General features: G+C 65.4%; 14 protein-coding genes. 7 read left to right on the top strand and 7 right to left on the bottom strand.

Going from position 1 to position 14,258, the window contains the following annotated elements:
• Positions 1-16 precede the first annotated feature (16 nt).
• Positions 17-1,054, top strand: coding sequence for a phosphotransferase family protein (locus AC0NID_RS33855; protein WP_473454896.1), 1,038 nt, complete (start codon positions 17-19; stop codon positions 1,052-1,054).
• 27 nt (positions 1,055-1,081) lie between these two features.
• On the opposite strand, the gene AC0NID_RS33850 is transcribed toward AC0NID_RS33855, so the two are convergent.
• The 6 genes from AC0NID_RS33850 to AC0NID_RS33825 form a co-directional block, all read right to left on the bottom strand.
• Positions 1,082-1,594 (bottom strand): sarcosine oxidase subunit gamma, encoded by a 513-nt coding sequence (locus AC0NID_RS33850; RefSeq protein ID WP_473454895.1) that lies wholly within the window; start codon positions 1,592-1,594, stop codon positions 1,082-1,084.
• A complete protein-coding gene (locus AC0NID_RS33845) occupies positions 1,587-4,541 on the bottom strand; it encodes a sarcosine oxidase subunit alpha family protein (protein ID WP_473454894.1) in 2,955 nt (984 codons plus the stop codon). The genes AC0NID_RS33850 and AC0NID_RS33845 overlap by 8 nt, the downstream gene beginning before the upstream one ends.
• Complete coding sequence (locus tag AC0NID_RS33840; protein WP_473454893.1) at positions 4,538-4,834, bottom strand: sarcosine oxidase subunit delta; 297 nt, start codon at positions 4,832-4,834, stop codon at positions 4,538-4,540. Before AC0NID_RS33840 ends, AC0NID_RS33845 begins: the two co-directional genes overlap by 4 nt.
• A gap of 13 nt (positions 4,835-4,847) precedes the next feature.
• Entirely contained in the window at positions 4,848-6,104 is a 1,257-nt protein-coding gene (locus AC0NID_RS33835; protein WP_473454892.1) for a sarcosine oxidase subunit beta family protein, read from the bottom strand.
• A gap of 10 nt (positions 6,105-6,114) precedes the next feature.
• Positions 6,115-7,263 carry a M24 family metallopeptidase gene (locus AC0NID_RS33830; protein WP_473454891.1) on the bottom strand — a complete coding sequence of 383 codons (1,149 nt, stop codon included), beginning with the start codon at positions 7,261-7,263 and terminating at the stop codon, positions 6,115-6,117.
• Positions 7,264-7,327: 64 nt separating this feature from the next.
• Positions 7,328-8,518 carry a M24 family metallopeptidase gene (locus tag AC0NID_RS33825; RefSeq protein ID WP_473454890.1) on the bottom strand — a complete coding sequence of 397 codons (1,191 nt, stop codon included), beginning with the start codon at positions 8,516-8,518 and terminating at the stop codon, positions 7,328-7,330.
• 217 nt (positions 8,519-8,735) lie between these two features.
• On the opposite strand from AC0NID_RS33825, the gene ehuB reads away from it, so the two are divergent.
• From ehuB to AC0NID_RS33800, 5 genes are read left to right on the top strand one after another with little or no spacing between them, the layout of a single operon-like run.
• Positions 8,736-9,605 carry an ectoine/hydroxyectoine ABC transporter substrate-binding protein EhuB gene (gene ehuB / locus AC0NID_RS33820; protein ID WP_473454889.1) on the top strand — a complete coding sequence of 290 codons (870 nt, stop codon included), beginning with the start codon at positions 8,736-8,738 and terminating at the stop codon, positions 9,603-9,605.
• A gap of 53 nt (positions 9,606-9,658) precedes the next feature.
• Entirely contained in the window at positions 9,659-10,387 is a 729-nt protein-coding gene (gene ehuC, locus AC0NID_RS33815) for an ectoine/hydroxyectoine ABC transporter permease subunit EhuC (RefSeq protein WP_473454888.1), read from the top strand.
• A complete protein-coding gene (gene ehuD, locus AC0NID_RS33810; RefSeq protein ID WP_473454887.1) occupies positions 10,384-11,043 on the top strand; it encodes an ectoine/hydroxyectoine ABC transporter permease subunit EhuD in 660 nt (219 codons plus the stop codon). The genes ehuC and ehuD overlap by 4 nt, the downstream gene beginning before the upstream one ends.
• Positions 11,040-11,819: an ectoine/hydroxyectoine ABC transporter ATP-binding protein EhuA gene (gene ehuA, locus AC0NID_RS33805; protein ID WP_473454886.1), complete on the top strand. Its 780-nt coding sequence runs from the start codon at positions 11,040-11,042 to the stop codon at positions 11,817-11,819. The genes ehuD and ehuA overlap by 4 nt, the downstream gene beginning before the upstream one ends.
• A complete protein-coding gene (locus AC0NID_RS33800) occupies positions 11,816-12,541 on the top strand; it encodes a GntR family transcriptional regulator (RefSeq protein WP_473454885.1) in 726 nt (241 codons plus the stop codon). The genes ehuA and AC0NID_RS33800 overlap by 4 nt, the downstream gene beginning before the upstream one ends.
• A 40-nt stretch (positions 12,542-12,581) precedes the next feature.
• Here AC0NID_RS33800 and AC0NID_RS33795 read toward each other — a convergent pair whose 3' ends face one another.
• A complete protein-coding gene (locus tag AC0NID_RS33795) occupies positions 12,582-12,890 on the bottom strand; it encodes a hypothetical protein (RefSeq protein WP_473454884.1) in 309 nt (102 codons plus the stop codon).
• A gap of 138 nt (positions 12,891-13,028) precedes the next feature.
• On the opposite strand from AC0NID_RS33795, the gene AC0NID_RS33790 reads away from it, so the two are divergent.
• Positions 13,029-14,249 carry a helix-turn-helix domain-containing protein gene (locus AC0NID_RS33790; protein WP_473454883.1) on the top strand — a complete coding sequence of 407 codons (1,221 nt, stop codon included), beginning with the start codon at positions 13,029-13,031 and terminating at the stop codon, positions 14,247-14,249.
• The last annotated feature ends 9 nt before the right edge of the window (positions 14,250-14,258 follow it).

The raw sequence follows: 14,258 nt of genomic DNA, 5'->3' as shown, positions 1-14,258 counted from the left end.
GTCCCGGGAGGAAAAGATGGCGCGGCCGTTGAATGCGGATTTCGATCCTGCCGCATTGAAGGGCTTTCTCGCGAGCCGCTTCGGCGATGCCTCAATGACGCTCGAGCGGATCGCCGGCGGACAGTCCAACCCCACCTACTTCGTCGACTATGGTGCGCATCGCATGGTGCTGCGCAAGAAGCCGGCCGGGCCGATCCTGCGCGGGGCGCATGCCGTCGACCGCGAATTCCGCGTGCTTGAAGCGCTCGCGCCGACCAACGTCCCGGTGCCGGGACCCGTGCTCTATCACGAGGATGTCGAGCCGCTCGGCACGCCCTTCTACCTGATGGAGCGGCTGGATGGCCGCGTCTTCCATGACTGTTCGCTGCCCGGCCTTTCGCCCGCGCAGCGACGCGCCATCTATTTCGGCATGGCCGAAGCGATGGCAAAATTGCATGCGGTCCGCCCCGACGAGGTCGGCCTCGGCGACTATGGCCGGCCCGGCAACTATTTCGAGCGCCAGATTGCCCGCTGGGCCAGGCAGCTCAGGGAATCGCCGAGCGAGACAATTCCGGCGCTCGAAGCGGTAGCCGACTGGCTGCCGCAGCACTTGCCGGCGGATGACGGACGCGTGTCGATCGCGCATGGCGACTTCCGCCTCGGAAATCTGCTGTTCCATCCCGCGAAGCCGCAGGTGATCGGCATTCTCGATTGGGAGCTGTCGACGGTCGGCCATCCGCTCGCCGATCTCGGCTTTTGCTCGATGACCTGGCATTCGACCCCAGACGAATATGGCGGCATCCTCGGCCTCGATCATGCCGCACTGGGCATCCCCAGCCAGCGCGAATTCCTCGACCATTATTTCGCGCATGCCATACCCACTGCGCCCCTGGAACGCTTCCACCTGGTTTTTTCGCTGTTCCGTTTCGCGGTGATCTTCGTCGGCATCGCCGACCGGGCGCGGGCAGGCAGCGCGGCGTCGGCCGATGCCGCCAGCAAGTGGCCTCTCGCCGGCCGCTTTGCCGTACGCGCTCAAGAGATCATCCACGGGGCAAGACCGTGGAGCGCCGCCTGACGGGAGCGTTCGCGCCCAGGTCCTTTCCTACACCACGGCGTCAGCAATCCAATCCGAGAGGCTTCGCGAAAAACTTCGCGGCACGATGAGTTCGCACGCGGTCTCGCCGGTGCGCAGGAAAAGCGCGGGCACATGATGCAAGGACGTCTGCACGGCCCGGCCCGGAGCGGCAGTCGGCGCGCGCCAGTCGACGGCGATGCATTTGGAGAGAACGCGTGAGATGTCGGGCCCGGCCATTTTGAAACGCACGCGGCCTTCGCCGAGAGAAACCGAACAGCCGAGATCCGGGTCGAGGGCAAGCGAAGGTGCCAGCGTGCCGTCGTCGAGGGTCAGCCAGAGACGGCGAGGTGCAACGCGGATGACGAGGAAACTCTTGTGACGAACCGTCTCTCCGACCGAGGCCGGAAGCTTGCTGCCGAGCGACGCCGAGAGGCTCGATTCGAATTGCGTCAGCGCCCCGTCCCAGGCCTCGACTTGGATGAGGGGGCAATCGGCCACGGACAGGCTGAAATCCGGGCTAGCCCAACTTTGACTAGCCATGCAGCCGCTCTCCCTGCGGATCGAGGAATACCGGCGAGACGATGCGGGCACGCACCGTTTCGGCCTTCATCGGATAGACGGCCACTACCTCGCTGCCTTCAGCAGCGACATCGCCGGCAAGCAAGGCCAGCCCGACATAGTGGCCGCGTTCAGGGCTGAAGGTGACGGAGGTGACGCGGCCGCGCCCGTGGCCGTAAGGGTTCTCGCCCGGCAGGAACAGGATGGCGCCGCCGCGCAGGCGTTTTCCCTCCTCGATGCATTCCAGTCCGACCAGGCGCTGCCGGTCGGGCGCCTGGAAGGCGGGGCGCCGGCGCAGCACGTCGCCGACGCAGCCGGTGCGCTTGCCGGCCATGCGGCCGAGGCCGAGATCGTGGAGCGTCGTGCGCCCATCGATTTCAGGCCCGGCGACATGGCCCTTTTCGACGCGCAGCGCGCCGAGCGCCTCGACGCCGTAAGGCTTCAGGTCGAATGCTCCGCCGACTTCGAGCAGGCGGCTCCAGAGCCGTTCGCCGGCGGTTGCGCCGACATAGATTTCATAGGCGCGCTCGCCGGAATAACTGAGGCGCAGGATGCGCAGCGCCCGGCCCTGCCATTCGCTGTCGAGCAGTCCCATATGCGCAAGCGCCGCATCGGAAACGTCGAGCGCGGGAAACGCCGCACTGAGGATTGCGCGGCTTTTCGGTCCGGCAACCGACATCGCCGCCCATTCATCGCTCACCGCGGTCACGGCGACGTGCAAGTCCGGCCAGGCCGTATCGAGCAGGAATTCGAGACGCGACAGCACGTCGGCGGCCTTGGCGGTCGAGGTGGTCATGAAGAACCGGTTCTCCGCCAGCCGCGTTGTGGTGCCGTCGTCGAAGACGATGCCGTCGTCGCGCAGCATGACGCCGTAGCGGGCGCGGCCGACCGGCAGCTTGGCAAATCCGTTGGCATAGACGCGATCGAGGAAAATCGCGGCGTCCGGACCCTGGACGTCGATCTTGCCGAGGGTGGAGATGTCCATCAGGCCCGCGGCCTGGCGCACAGTCCGCATCTCGGCGACATAGGCTTCGTTCACGTCGCGTCCGGACTGCCTGTAGAAATAGGGCCGCATCCAGAGACCGACCTCCAGCATCTCGGCGCCGTTCGCCATGTGCCAGTCGTGCATCGGCGTGAGGCGGATCGGCTTGAAATGATGGCCGGTGGCGCGTCCGGCAAGCGCGCCGATGGCGATCGGCGTGTAGGGCGGGCGAAAGGTGGTGGCGCCGGTCTCGGGGATCGTTGCGCCGCGCAGCGCCGCCATCGCGATAAGCGCTGGAAAATTGCTGGTCTTGCCCTGGTCGGTGCCCATGCCGAGCGTGGTGTAGCGCTTCAGGTGCTCGACCGATTCGTAGCCCTCGCGATAGGCGAGATCGATATCCCCGGTCGTCACGTCCATCTGGAAATCGACGAAGGCTTTGCCACGTCCAACGGACGGGATTTCGCGAAGCGGGGCCGTGGCGGTCTCGCCCAGATCGAGTTTCGGCGGAGCGGGCGCCGGCGCCGACTTGCCGCAGAACGATGCCGCTTCGGTGCCGGCGCGATGACCGTCCTCGATGGCATCGGCGGTCGAATAGATTCCCATCATCGCGCCGGCGCCGAACCGGTCCGCCGGAAACGCGCCCGGCACGAAGCCGTCAATGTCGTCACGATATTGGGGCTTGACGCCCAGATGCGAGGTGAGATGCACGGTCGGCGACCAGCCGCCGGACATGCAGACCAGGTCGCAGGCGGCCTCGGATTGGCCGTCCGGTCCATTGAGCGTTGCACGCCTGACGGCATGGCCGCCGCGCAGGCCGATGATGTGCGTTGCGGCCCGCACCATCACACCAAGCCGTGCGGCTTCCGCGACAAGTGCTGTGGGCGGCGCGGCGCGCGGATCGGCAACCGTTACCTCCGCGCCGGCCGCGGCAAGGTCGAGAGCGGCGCGCCAGGCGCCGTCATTGCTGGTGACGACGATGATTTTCTTGCCGGGCAGGACGGCGAAACGGTTGAGATAGGTCCGGGCGGCCGAGGCAAGCATGACGCCGGGCCTGTCGTTGTTCGAGAATACCATTGGTCGCTCGATGGCGCCGGTGGCGAAAACGATCGAGCGGGCGCGAAGCATGGTGAACGTCTGCAGCGCTTCGCCGGTCGGCCGCGGATCGGTTGGGTCGCGTTGCTCGACCAGTCCGATGACATTGCCGTCATAGGTGCCGAAAGCGGTCGTCCGCTTCATCAGGGCGACGGCTTCGAAACCCTCCAGCTCGGCTTCGGCCTGTCTCAACCATGAGGCCGCGGCACTGTCGGACGGTTCCGCCAGAAGCTGGCCGCCGAGAAGGAAATCCTGTTCGATCAGCGCGACCCGCGCACCGGCCGCCGCCGCGGCACGCGCCGCCGACAATCCCGCCGGGCCGGCGCCGATGACTGCGACATCGGCGAAGGCGTGACGAACCTCGTAGCGGACGGGATCAGGGTCGGTGCCTGCTCTGCCCAGCCCGGCCGCCTTGCGGATGAAGTGCTCGTAGACCATCCAGGCGCGGCGCGTCGGGCCCATGAAGGTCTTGTAGTAGAAGCCGGCCGAAAGGAACGGCGCGAACAGGCCATTGGCGCTTTGCACGTCAAAGGCAAGCGAAGGCCAACGGTTCTGGCTCTCCGCGGCCATGCCGTCCGCGAGTTCCAGTGTCGTCGCCGGCAGATTCGGCTGGCGCCTGCCTGCGGTTCCGAGCGTAACCAGCGTGTTGGGCTCCTCGGGCCCGGCGGAAAAAATGCCGCGCGGACGATGATATTTGAAGCTGCGCCCGACCAGGGTGACGCCATTGGCGAGCAGCGCGGAGGCAAGCGTGTCGCCGCGATATCCAGTAAGCTTGCGGCCGTCGAAGGTAAAATCGACCGGCCGCTCGCGATCGATGCGGCCACCTATCGACAGCCGCTTGTGGTTCGAGCTCATGCTGGTGATTTCCTGGCCGGTGATTGCCTGGCAGTTGATTGCCTGGCGAAGTCGACGGATGCGATGGCGTGGTTGCGGGTGTCGCGTTCGACCACCAGCCATTGCCGGCAACCGATTACGTGCTGCCAGAATTCGCGGTGCAGGCCTGCCGGGTTCGTCCTGACATAGACGTAAGCGTACCAGGCCTCCGGATCGGGATCGTCGTGGGCCGGACGCGTGACGGAAGCATCGCCGCCGTAGCGGAACTCGTCATGGTCGCGCGGACCGCAGCAGGGGCATTCGATGCGCAGCATTTTATTCCGCCTCCTATTGCAGCCAGGCGGAGGGGCCGGCGCCGGCCTCGTCGAGCGTGCGGCCGGTGCCGAAACGGTCGAGACCGAAGCCTGCGATCAAGGCATGCGGCTTGCCGGTGGCGATCGTGTGGGCGAAGCACCAGCCGGAAGCCGGCGTCGCTTTGAAGCCGCCATAGCACCAGCCGCCGTTGAGATAGAGGCCGTCGATCGGCGTCGGGCAGATGATCGGGCTGGCATCGGGCGTCATGTCCATGACGCCGCCCCAATGGCGCAGCAGACGGACGCGCGAGATGCATGGCATCAGCGCGATCGCCGCCTCCGCCACTTCGCGCACGACGCCGAGATTGCCGCGCTGGGCGTAGGAATTGTAGCCGTCGAGATTGCCGCCGAAGACCAGCCCGCCCTTGTCCGACTGGCTAACGTAGAAATGGTCGGCGCCATAGGCGACGACATGGTCCACCAAAGGCTTCAGCGGTTCGGTGACGAAGGCCTGCAGGACGTGGCTTTCGATCGGCAGTTCAAGGCCGGCCTTGGCGCCGAGCACGGATGTATGGCCAGCGACCGCGAGGCCGACCTTGCCGGCGCCGATCCGGCCTTTCGTCGTTTCGACGCCGACGATGCTGTCGCCGTCGCCGAGGAAGCCGGTCACCTCGCAGTTCTGGATGATGTCGACGCCATGGCCGTCGGCGGCGCGCGCATAGCCCCAGGCGACGGCGTCGTGGCGCGCCGTGCCCGCCCGGCCCTGGAAGATGGCGCCATGGATCGGAAAGCGGGCCGTGTCGGAAAAGTCGAGATAGGGCACCAGCCGGCGCACTTCGTCGCGGTCGAGGATATCGGCATCGATGCCGTTCAGCCGCATGATGTTGGCGCGGTGGCTGAAGCCGTCGAGCTGATCGGCCGAATGCGCCGTGACGAGCTGGCCGCGCTGCGAGAACATGACGTTGAAATTCAGCGCCCGCGACATGTTCTCCCAGAGTTTCATCGAGAATTCGTAGAACTGGGTGTTGCCGTCGAGCAGGTAGTTGGAGCGGATGACGGTGGTGTTGCGGCCGACATTGCCGCCGCCGACATAGCCTTTCTCGAGCACCGCGACGTTGCGGATGCCGTGGTTCTCGGCGAGGTAGAAGGCGGTGGCGAGGCCGTGTCCACCGCCACCGATGACGATCACGTCATAGGACGGTTTTGGCTCCGGCGCACGCCAGGCGCGCTGCCAGTTCTTCTGGCCGGACAGCGCGTTGCGGAAAATCGAGAATGCCGAGTAGCGCGCCATGCGTGCGGGCCTATCGAACGATCGGGCCGGCCGGTGTGCGGGTGAGCACTTCGGCACCCGCATCGGTCAGAAGTACGGTGTTGGAGACGAAGTCGTCGCCGCGACCGGTGCCCATCAGCCACGACAGGATATGGAAGCTCATCCCCGTCTCGATCTCGAGGTCGGAATCGTGCCTGAGGCCCGTTACCGAATTGCCGCCTGTCCAGGACGGCGGCTGGCCGACGCCGACGAGGTAGCCGCAGTGGTGGCGTCGATAGTGGGAAAGACCGGCCTCGTCGGCGACGGCCTGCCAGGCGGCGTAGACGTCGCGCGCCCTGGTGCCGGGCCGCAGCGCCTCGACGACCGCGTTGAACGCTTCGGCGGTCACTTCCGCCATCGCGGCGTCTTCGTCGCTGATAAAGCCGATGCGAACGAGCCGGCCGAGCGGCGCGTGATAGCGCGAGATGCAGCCGGAGAGCTCGACGAAGACCGGCTCGCCCTTGCGGTAGATCCCGTCGCCCCACGTCGTGTGCTCTTCGCCCAGGCGCGCCGCTGGGCGGATGAACGGGCCGAAGCCTGGAGCATGACCGCCGGCGCGGATCATCGCCGCGACGCATTGGGCGGCGACCTCCTGTTCGGAGGCGCCCTCAGAGATCGCCGCGATCGCGGCGCCGGCGCCGGCGTCGGTCACTTGTGCGGCGCGCCGCATCAGCGCCTGTTCCTCTGCGCTCTTTATCCGCCGCATCTTGTCGACCAGGCCGGAGACGTCGCTCCATCTGGCATCGGCCTGCGCCTGGAGCGCGACGGCAAGCCCATGGCTGAGGCCAGCCGTCCAGTATTCGAGGCCGATCCGCTTGCCGGACAGGCCGAGTTCCGCAAGCACCCGCGCGGCAAGGTCGGCCGCCGTTTCGCTGTCGGAATGGCCGCGGAATTCCGCTGCCGTCACTTGTTTCTCGATCGTCACCTTTTCCATCGAGCGCGTGACCAGAACAGGCTTTCCTTCGAGCGGGACGATCAGCAGGTGAGGGGCAAAATATCCCCAGTGGTCAAGCCCGGTGAGGTAGAAGACGTTCTCCGGCGAAGCAAAGACCGCCGCGTCGAGCGCGCGCTCGGCAAGCGCCGCACGGACCTTGGCAAGGCGGCCGGCGATTTCGGCTTCGGAAAACGGATTACGGTCCATCAGGCGTCCTCGTGCTGGTTGCCGGCTGCATTGCCGGCATGATCTTTCGTCCCGTCCGTCATGGTCAGTCGATGACGATGAGTTCGCGCGCCACTTCGCAGAGGCGTTCGCCGCCGCGATCGGTCACGACGAAGGATTCCGAGATGGCGATGCCGAAATCGTCGAGCCAAACGCCGGCCATGAAATGGAAGCACATCCCGGACTGCATCTCGGTGGTGTCGCCGGGACGAAGACTTGCCGTGCGTTCGCCCCAATCGGGCGGGTAGGCGAGCCCGACCGGATAGCCGACGCGGCTTTCCTTCTTCAGCCCGTTCTTCCGCAAGACCGCCTGCCAGGCGGCTTCCACCTCTTCGGCGGTGCAGCCAGGGCGCGCCTTTTCGAGACCGGCGTCGACGCCCTCGACAATCGCCTTGGCCATGTCGATGATGGCTTGCGGCGGCTTGCCGAAATGTACGGTCCGCGTCAGCGCCGCATGATAGCGTCGCCGCACCCCGGCGATCTCCAGAATGGCGAGGCCGCTGTCCGGCAGCGGCGCGTCGGACCAGGTCAGATGCGGCGTGCTGGTGCCCTCGCCAACGGGCATCAGCGGACAGATCGCGGCATAGTCGCCGCCCGCTCCAGGCACGCCCATGATTTGTGCGTGATAGATTTCCGCAATGACATGGTTCTGGGGCACGCCGGGTCGCATTTTTTCGATGGCGCGGTCCATGGCGTGCGTGCAGATCGCACCGGCCTCGCGGATCAGCACCAGCTCGGCTTCGGATTTGACCAGCCGCGCCCAGTTGACGAGATCGTTGTTGTTGACGAAGTGCGCCTCAGGCAGCCCGCCGGCGAGATGGGCGTGGCAGCGCGCGGTGTAATAATGCGCGTCCATCTCGACGCCGATGCGGGCCTTTCCCCAGCCGCGCGACCGGATCAGTTGGGCGAGTTCGTCATAGGGGTGTTCGACGGGCTGCTGCACCAGCCGCTCCGAGAACGGCACGATGTTTTTCTCCGGCAGGCCGGTGGTCAGGCGTGCGCTCCTGACGTCCTGCGCCCTGCCGAACCAGATCGGCCGGTCCTCCTCCAGATGGACGAGCACGCATTGCGGCACATAGAACGACCATCCGTCATAGCCGGTCAGCCAGCACATGTTGGCGGGATCCTGACAGATGATCAGGTCGAAGCCGGCCCTCTCCATGCGTCTCTTCACGCCGGCCAGTCGCTGCGCATACTCCGCTTGCGTGAATGTCCCGAAACCGCTCGCGCTCGCCACCAAAATCCCGCCTTTAACGGATGCGCTGGGCCTAAATTGTGCACAACTAGGCAATAATTTCGTCGTGCAACTACGAATTCCAGCCGGATTTAAAAGGTTTTTACATCCTCGCTTGCAGAATGTCTAGGCTAGTTGTATACGTCTAATCAGACGGATGTCGATCTCGAAGAAGACGCATCCTGGGAACCATTCATCAGTCGTTCAATGGGAGAAAAGCATGGTCAGATCATCGATATCACGCCGGATGGTGGTGAAAGCCGCCGCCTGCCTCGCGCTTGCCGCGACGTCATTGACGTCATGGCCCGCTCATGCGGAAACCACCCTCGAGCAGGCCAAGAAGGACGGCTACATCCGCGTCGGCTTTGCCAACGAGGCGCCGTTCGGTTTCGCCACGCCTGACGGCAAGCTGACCGGCGAGGCGCCGGAAGTCGCCAAGGCGGTGCTCGCCAAGATGGGTATCGCGCAGGTCGACGGCGTGCTGACCGAATTCGGCTCGCTTATTCCGGGTCTCAAGGCTGGCCGCTTCGATATCATCGCCGCCGGCATGTTCATCAACCCGAAACGCTGCGCCGAGATCAATTTCTCAGAGCCGTCCTACGGCATCGGTCAGGCCATGCTGGTGGCAAAAGGCAATCCGAAGGGCGTGAAGGACTATTCCAGCATCAAGGACAATCCGGATCTCAAGCTCGCCGTGATGGCCGGCGCCGTCGAGGGCGGCTACGCCAAGGACGCGGGCGTCGCCGAAGGGCAGATTGTCGCTTTGCCCGACCAGTCGAGCCTCGTCGCCGCCGTTCAGGCTGGCCGCGCGGACGCTGCCGCGCTGACCGCCCTTTCGATCGCCGACATGGCCAAGAAGGCCGACGGCGTCGAATCGACCACACCCTTCGGCGAGGTTGCCGGCAAGTCGGTGAAAGGCCATGGCGGTTTCGGCTTCCGCAAGGAAGATACGGATCTGCAGGAAGCGTTCAACGCCGAACTGAAGACGTTCCTCGGTTCGCCGGAGCACATTGCGCTGGTCGAGCCGCTCGGGTTCGGCAAGGATTATCTCCCCAACAAGACCACCGCGCAGCTTTGCGCGGGCGAGTAGGTTCCCAACTGCTGGCGGCGCGAAAGCGCCGCCCTTTTTTCTAGGGGAATCGCATGGGAATCCGCACGCTTGTCACCATGCTGATCATTGCGCTTGGCGTAATCGCCGCCCTGGCAACGCAGGAAGCCTATAGCCTGTTTCTGCCGGGGTTGCTGCAGGGCGCGGTCCTGACGGTCGAGATCGCCATCCTCGGCAGCCTGCTGGCAATTGTCATGGGCGTGCTGGCGGCTCTGGCGCGGATGTACGGCCCGGCGCCGCTCAGATGGCTGGCCACGGTCTATGTCGAGATATTCCGCGGCACGTCGGCGCTGGTCCAATTGTTCTGGCTGTTTTTCGTGCTGCCGCAATTCGGTGTCACGCTCGACGCATTTCTGGTCGCCGTTCTGGCGCTCGGCCTGAACGTTGGCGCCTACGGATCGGAAGTCGTGCGCGGCGCGATCCAGTCCGTCGCCCGCGGCCAGTGGGAGGCGTGCACTGCATTGAACATGAGCCGCCCCCAGATGCTGCGCCGGATCATCCTGCCGCAGGCTTTCGTCGCCATGATCCCGCCTTGGGGCAATCTGTTCATCGAGCTTTTGAAATCGACGGCGCTGGTCTCGCTGATCACGCTCTCGGACCTCGCCTTCAAGGCGCAGCAGATGAACCAGAACACGTTCAAGACCATTCCGATTTTCACCCTCGTGCTGCTGATGTACCTGGCGATGTCGCTGGTCCTCACCATCGGCATGCGGCTTCTCGAACGGCGGGCTTCGCTCGGGCTGGCGCGGGGGAAGGCAGCATGATCTGGGATTGGGCATTTGCCTTGGAAATCCTGCCGGTGCTCGCCCGCGCCGCCGTCGTCTCCATCGAGGCGACGCTGATCGGCTTTGCGCTTGCCGCCTCGCTTGGCCTGGTGCTGGCGGTCGTCCGCATTGCCGTGCCATGGACCGGCTGGACGATTTCGGTGCTGGTCGAGCTGATCCGTTCGACCCCGTTGCTGATCCAGATATTCTTTCTCTACTTTGTCATGCCGAAGTTCGGCCTGGTGCTCGACGCCTTCACCGCCGGGGTGCTTGCCATCGGTGTCCACTACGCCGCCTATTGTTCCGAGGTCTATCGCGCCGGTTTCGACAACATCCATCGCGGCCAGTGGGAAGCCTCGATCGCCCTCAACCTGTCGTCCTGGACGACGTTTCGCGACATCATCATCCCGCAGGCGATTCCGCCGATCGTTCCGGCGCTCGGCAACTATCTGGTCGCCTTGTTCAAGGAGACGCCGTTGCTTTCCGCGATCGCCGTGATGGAACTGATGCAGACCGCCAAGATCATCGGCTCCGATACCTTCCGCTATACCGAGCCGATGACGCTGGTCGGCCTGTTCTTCCTTGCCATGAGCCTGGTTTCGGCCGCGCTCATCCGCACGCTGGAACGCGTGCTCAACCGGAGGGCCATGCGATGACGGAACAACCGATGGTCCGCTTCGACAATGTTTCGAAGCGATACGGCGCGCTGACCGTTCTCGACGGGCTCAACCTGGAAATTGCACGCGGCGAAAAGGTCTCCATCATCGGCCCGTCGGGTTCCGGCAAGACCACGGTGCTGCGCATGCTGATGACGCTGGAGACGATCAACGACGGCGTCATTTGGGTCGAAGGCGAGCCGCTCACCCACATGGAGAGGAACGGCAAGCTGGTTCCCGCCGATCTCGCCCACATCCGCAAGATCCGCGCCAAGATCGGCATGGTGTTCCAGTCGTTCAACCTGTTCCCGCACATGACGGCGATGCAGAACTGCATCGAGGCGCCGATAACCGTGCTCGGCATGAAGCGGGCCGATGCCGAGGCGCGTGCGGCCGAGCTGCTCGACATGGTCGGCCTGTCGGAAAAGAAGGACCACTATCCCTCGCAGCTTTCCGGCGGCCAGCAGCAGCGCGTAGCCATTGCCCGCGCCTGCGCCATGCGGCCCAAGATCATGCTGTTCGACGAGGTTACTTCGGCGCTCGACCCGGAACTTGTCGGCGAAGTGCTTGAAGTCATCCGAAAACTCGGTAGGGAGCATGACCTGACCATGCTGATGGTCACCCACCAGATGGGGTTTGCCAGGGAGTTTTCCGATCGCGTGTGCTTTTTCCACGCGGGTAAGATCTGCGAGCAGGGTCCTCCGAACGAGCTGTTCGGCGCACCCAAGAACGAGCGGACACGGCAGTTCCTGCACGCTGTCCTGGAGGCTGGATGACGCTTGAGACGGATGCCGGGCCGATAGCCGTGACGCCGCCGCGCCCGCTCTCGGCGCGGGAGCGGTTCGAGCGCATCTACCGGATACTGCGCGACCGCATCTGCCTGCTAGACTACACCCCGGGAAGCCATCTCTCCGAGGAAGAACTTGCCCAGGAATTCCAGATCAGCCGCACGCCGGTTCGGCGTGTCCTGGCGCGCCTCGAATCCGAGGGCCTGGTTCAATCCGTCCATGGCGTCGGCACGATCGTCACCGACGTCGACATCGAGGAATTGCAGCAGGTCTATCACTTGCGCCTGGAGTTGGCGCTCCTCGTCGGCAAGCTTTCGCCGATCCCGCGCACGGCGGAAGACCTCGACCGCATCAGGGCGCTCATCGCGCGCTGCGATTCCGATGTGCTCAATCCCGATCAGCGCGCTTTCCTGCGCCTCAACATGGATTTTTTCTACGAACTTACGGCGATGACCGGCAACCAGCCGCTGCGCGAGATCAGCGAGCGCCTGTATTTTCAAGTCGCGCGTGTCGTCCTGAAGATGATGCCGCAGTTGGGCCTCGTGGAGGAGTTCACCGCGTTCCGCCGCGAAATGGAAGAGGTCCTTGCCGCCGCCGAGATCGGCGACTGGGAGTCCATCGGGCACATAAGGCGAGCTCATATCTCGATGAGCTTTCGCCGCATGATGCGCCATGCAGGCGAGGCCGGCACGTCCGATGGGACTTTGTGATTTGCGTTGCCGGTTACGGTTTGATCTGGCGAGCGCCGTATCACGACCGCCGGGCAGCGCTTCGTCGGCTGGCGACCAGCTTCAGCCAGGGCGCCAGATGGAAGGCGCTCATCAGCAAGTACATCATGACCATTCCGTTCAGCGGTGACGCTTCCGCTGAGCAGATCATGTCCGCACCACCGGAAACGGCCGTCACCAGCGCCATGATTGCGAATGTTGGCGCGGCCGCCAGGGATAACCAGTGGGCCGCGCCGAGCGTGGCCGCGTTGCCGCTTCCGGCACAGGCATCCGCAGTTTCATGCCGAGCAGCAACGATCGTGCTGGACCTCGCGGTGAAATCGCCGGTCATCACTCTTCTCCCTCGTGTCTGCGTCGTTTCACACGGTATCGATACGGCGCGTCTCGATACGGCGTGCTGGCTGTCGGTTCCGAGATAGATTAGGACCGGATATCGAACGGTGAGAGTGACAAGTGTGACGGGATTCAGATGGACTCGCTGATCACCGCTGCGGCGCGGGCGCTTGCAATGGGTGATCCGCTTGGCGCCTTGAAGCGGGTCGCCCTGCGTGACGATGCGCCCGCGCTCGCGCTGCGCGGCATCGCGATGGCGCAGCTCGGCGATCTCGCTCGAGCAAAGGCTCTCCTCAAAAGCGCGGCGCGCGCCTTCGGTCCGAAAGAGGCCGTGGCCCGCGCCCGGTGTGTCGTCGCCGAAGCCGAGATCGCACTCGTCTCGCGCGACCTCGGCTGGCCGGCGAAGGCGCTCGACGCGGCGCGGGCGACGCTTGAGAAGCATGGTGACCGCATCAATGCCGCGCATGCGCGCAATCTCGAGGTCCGGCGCCTGCTCCTGATCGGACGCCTCGACGAGGCCGAGCGCAGGCTCGCCGGGTTCGACCCCGCACCGCTGCCGCCGGCGTCGAGGGCCGCCCACGAATTGGTGATCGCGGGCGTGGCGATTCGACGCCTGCGGACCAAGGCGGCGCGCGCCGCGCTCGCCCGGGCCGAGAATGCCGCGCGCGAGGCGGATATCCCGGCACTGACGGCGGAGGTCGAAAGCGCATCCCTCGTGATGAACACGCCCGCGGCGCGCCTGATCGCGCGTGGCGAGGAGCGCTCGCTCCTGCTCGATGAGGTCGAGGCGCTGCTGGCGTCGGGGGCGCTCGTCGTGGACGCCTGCCGCAATGTCGTGCGGGACGCCGGCACGGTCGTCTCGCTCGCGACGCGCCCGGTCTTGTTCGCGCTGGCCCGCGCGCTGGGCGAAGCCTGGCCTGCGGACGTGCCGAGGAAGGCGCTCGTCGCCCGCGCCTTCGGCGGCAAGCATGCCGATGAATCGCATCGCGCCCGGTTGCGGGTCGAAGTCGGTCGGCTCCGCGTGGAGCTGCGGTCGCTGGCCGAGGTGAGCGCGACCAGCCAAGGCTTTGCGCTTAAGCCGCGCCGCGCATGCGATGTCGTGGTGCTGGCGCCGCCCGTCGACGAGCAGCATGCAGCGGTGCTGGCCTTCCTCGCCGACGGCGAGTCATGGTCGAGCTCGGCGCTGGCGATTGCGCTCGGCACCAGCCCGCGCACCGTGCAGCGCTGGCTCGAGCAGCTTGCGGCGGCAGGCAAGGTGCAGTTCTATGGCCGCGCGCGAGCGCGTCGCTGGATGACGCCGCCCGTGCCGGGATTCCCGACAACCTTGTTACTCCCCGGTCCGCTCACGGGTTACTAGGATGGACGC

The sequence above is a fragment of the Mesorhizobium sp. WSM4821 genome, assembly GCF_055901555.1.
The sequence above is the reverse complement of the archived record's forward strand: the minus strand, read 5'-3'. Positions and strand labels throughout refer to the sequence as shown.

Coding starts and splice junctions, on each gene's coding strand:
- AC0NID_RS33855 (WP_473454896.1), top strand. CDS start 17: ATGGCGCGGCCGTTGAATGCGGATTTCGATCCTGCCGCATTGAAGGGC.
- AC0NID_RS33850 (WP_473454895.1), bottom strand. CDS start 1,594: ATGGCTAGTCAAAGTTGGGCTAGCCCGGATTTCAGCCTGTCCGTGGCC.
- AC0NID_RS33845 (WP_473454894.1), bottom strand. CDS start 4,541: ATGAGCTCGAACCACAAGCGGCTGTCGATAGGTGGCCGCATCGATCGC.
- AC0NID_RS33840 (WP_473454893.1), bottom strand. CDS start 4,834: ATGCTGCGCATCGAATGCCCCTGCTGCGGTCCGCGCGACCATGACGAG.
- AC0NID_RS33835 (WP_473454892.1), bottom strand. CDS start 6,104: ATGGCGCGCTACTCGGCATTCTCGATTTTCCGCAACGCGCTGTCCGGC.
- AC0NID_RS33830 (WP_473454891.1), bottom strand. CDS start 7,263: ATGGACCGTAATCCGTTTTCCGAAGCCGAAATCGCCGGCCGCCTTGCC.
- ehuB (WP_473454889.1), top strand. CDS start 8,736: ATGGTCAGATCATCGATATCACGCCGGATGGTGGTGAAAGCCGCCGCC.
- ehuC (WP_473454888.1), top strand. CDS start 9,659: ATGGGAATCCGCACGCTTGTCACCATGCTGATCATTGCGCTTGGCGTA.
- ehuD (WP_473454887.1), top strand. CDS start 10,384: ATGATCTGGGATTGGGCATTTGCCTTGGAAATCCTGCCGGTGCTCGCC.
- ehuA (WP_473454886.1), top strand. CDS start 11,040: ATGACGGAACAACCGATGGTCCGCTTCGACAATGTTTCGAAGCGATAC.
- AC0NID_RS33800 (WP_473454885.1), top strand. CDS start 11,816: ATGACGCTTGAGACGGATGCCGGGCCGATAGCCGTGACGCCGCCGCGC.
- AC0NID_RS33795 (WP_473454884.1), bottom strand. CDS start 12,890: ATGACCGGCGATTTCACCGCGAGGTCCAGCACGATCGTTGCTGCTCGG.
- AC0NID_RS33790 (WP_473454883.1), top strand. CDS start 13,029: ATGGACTCGCTGATCACCGCTGCGGCGCGGGCGCTTGCAATGGGTGAT.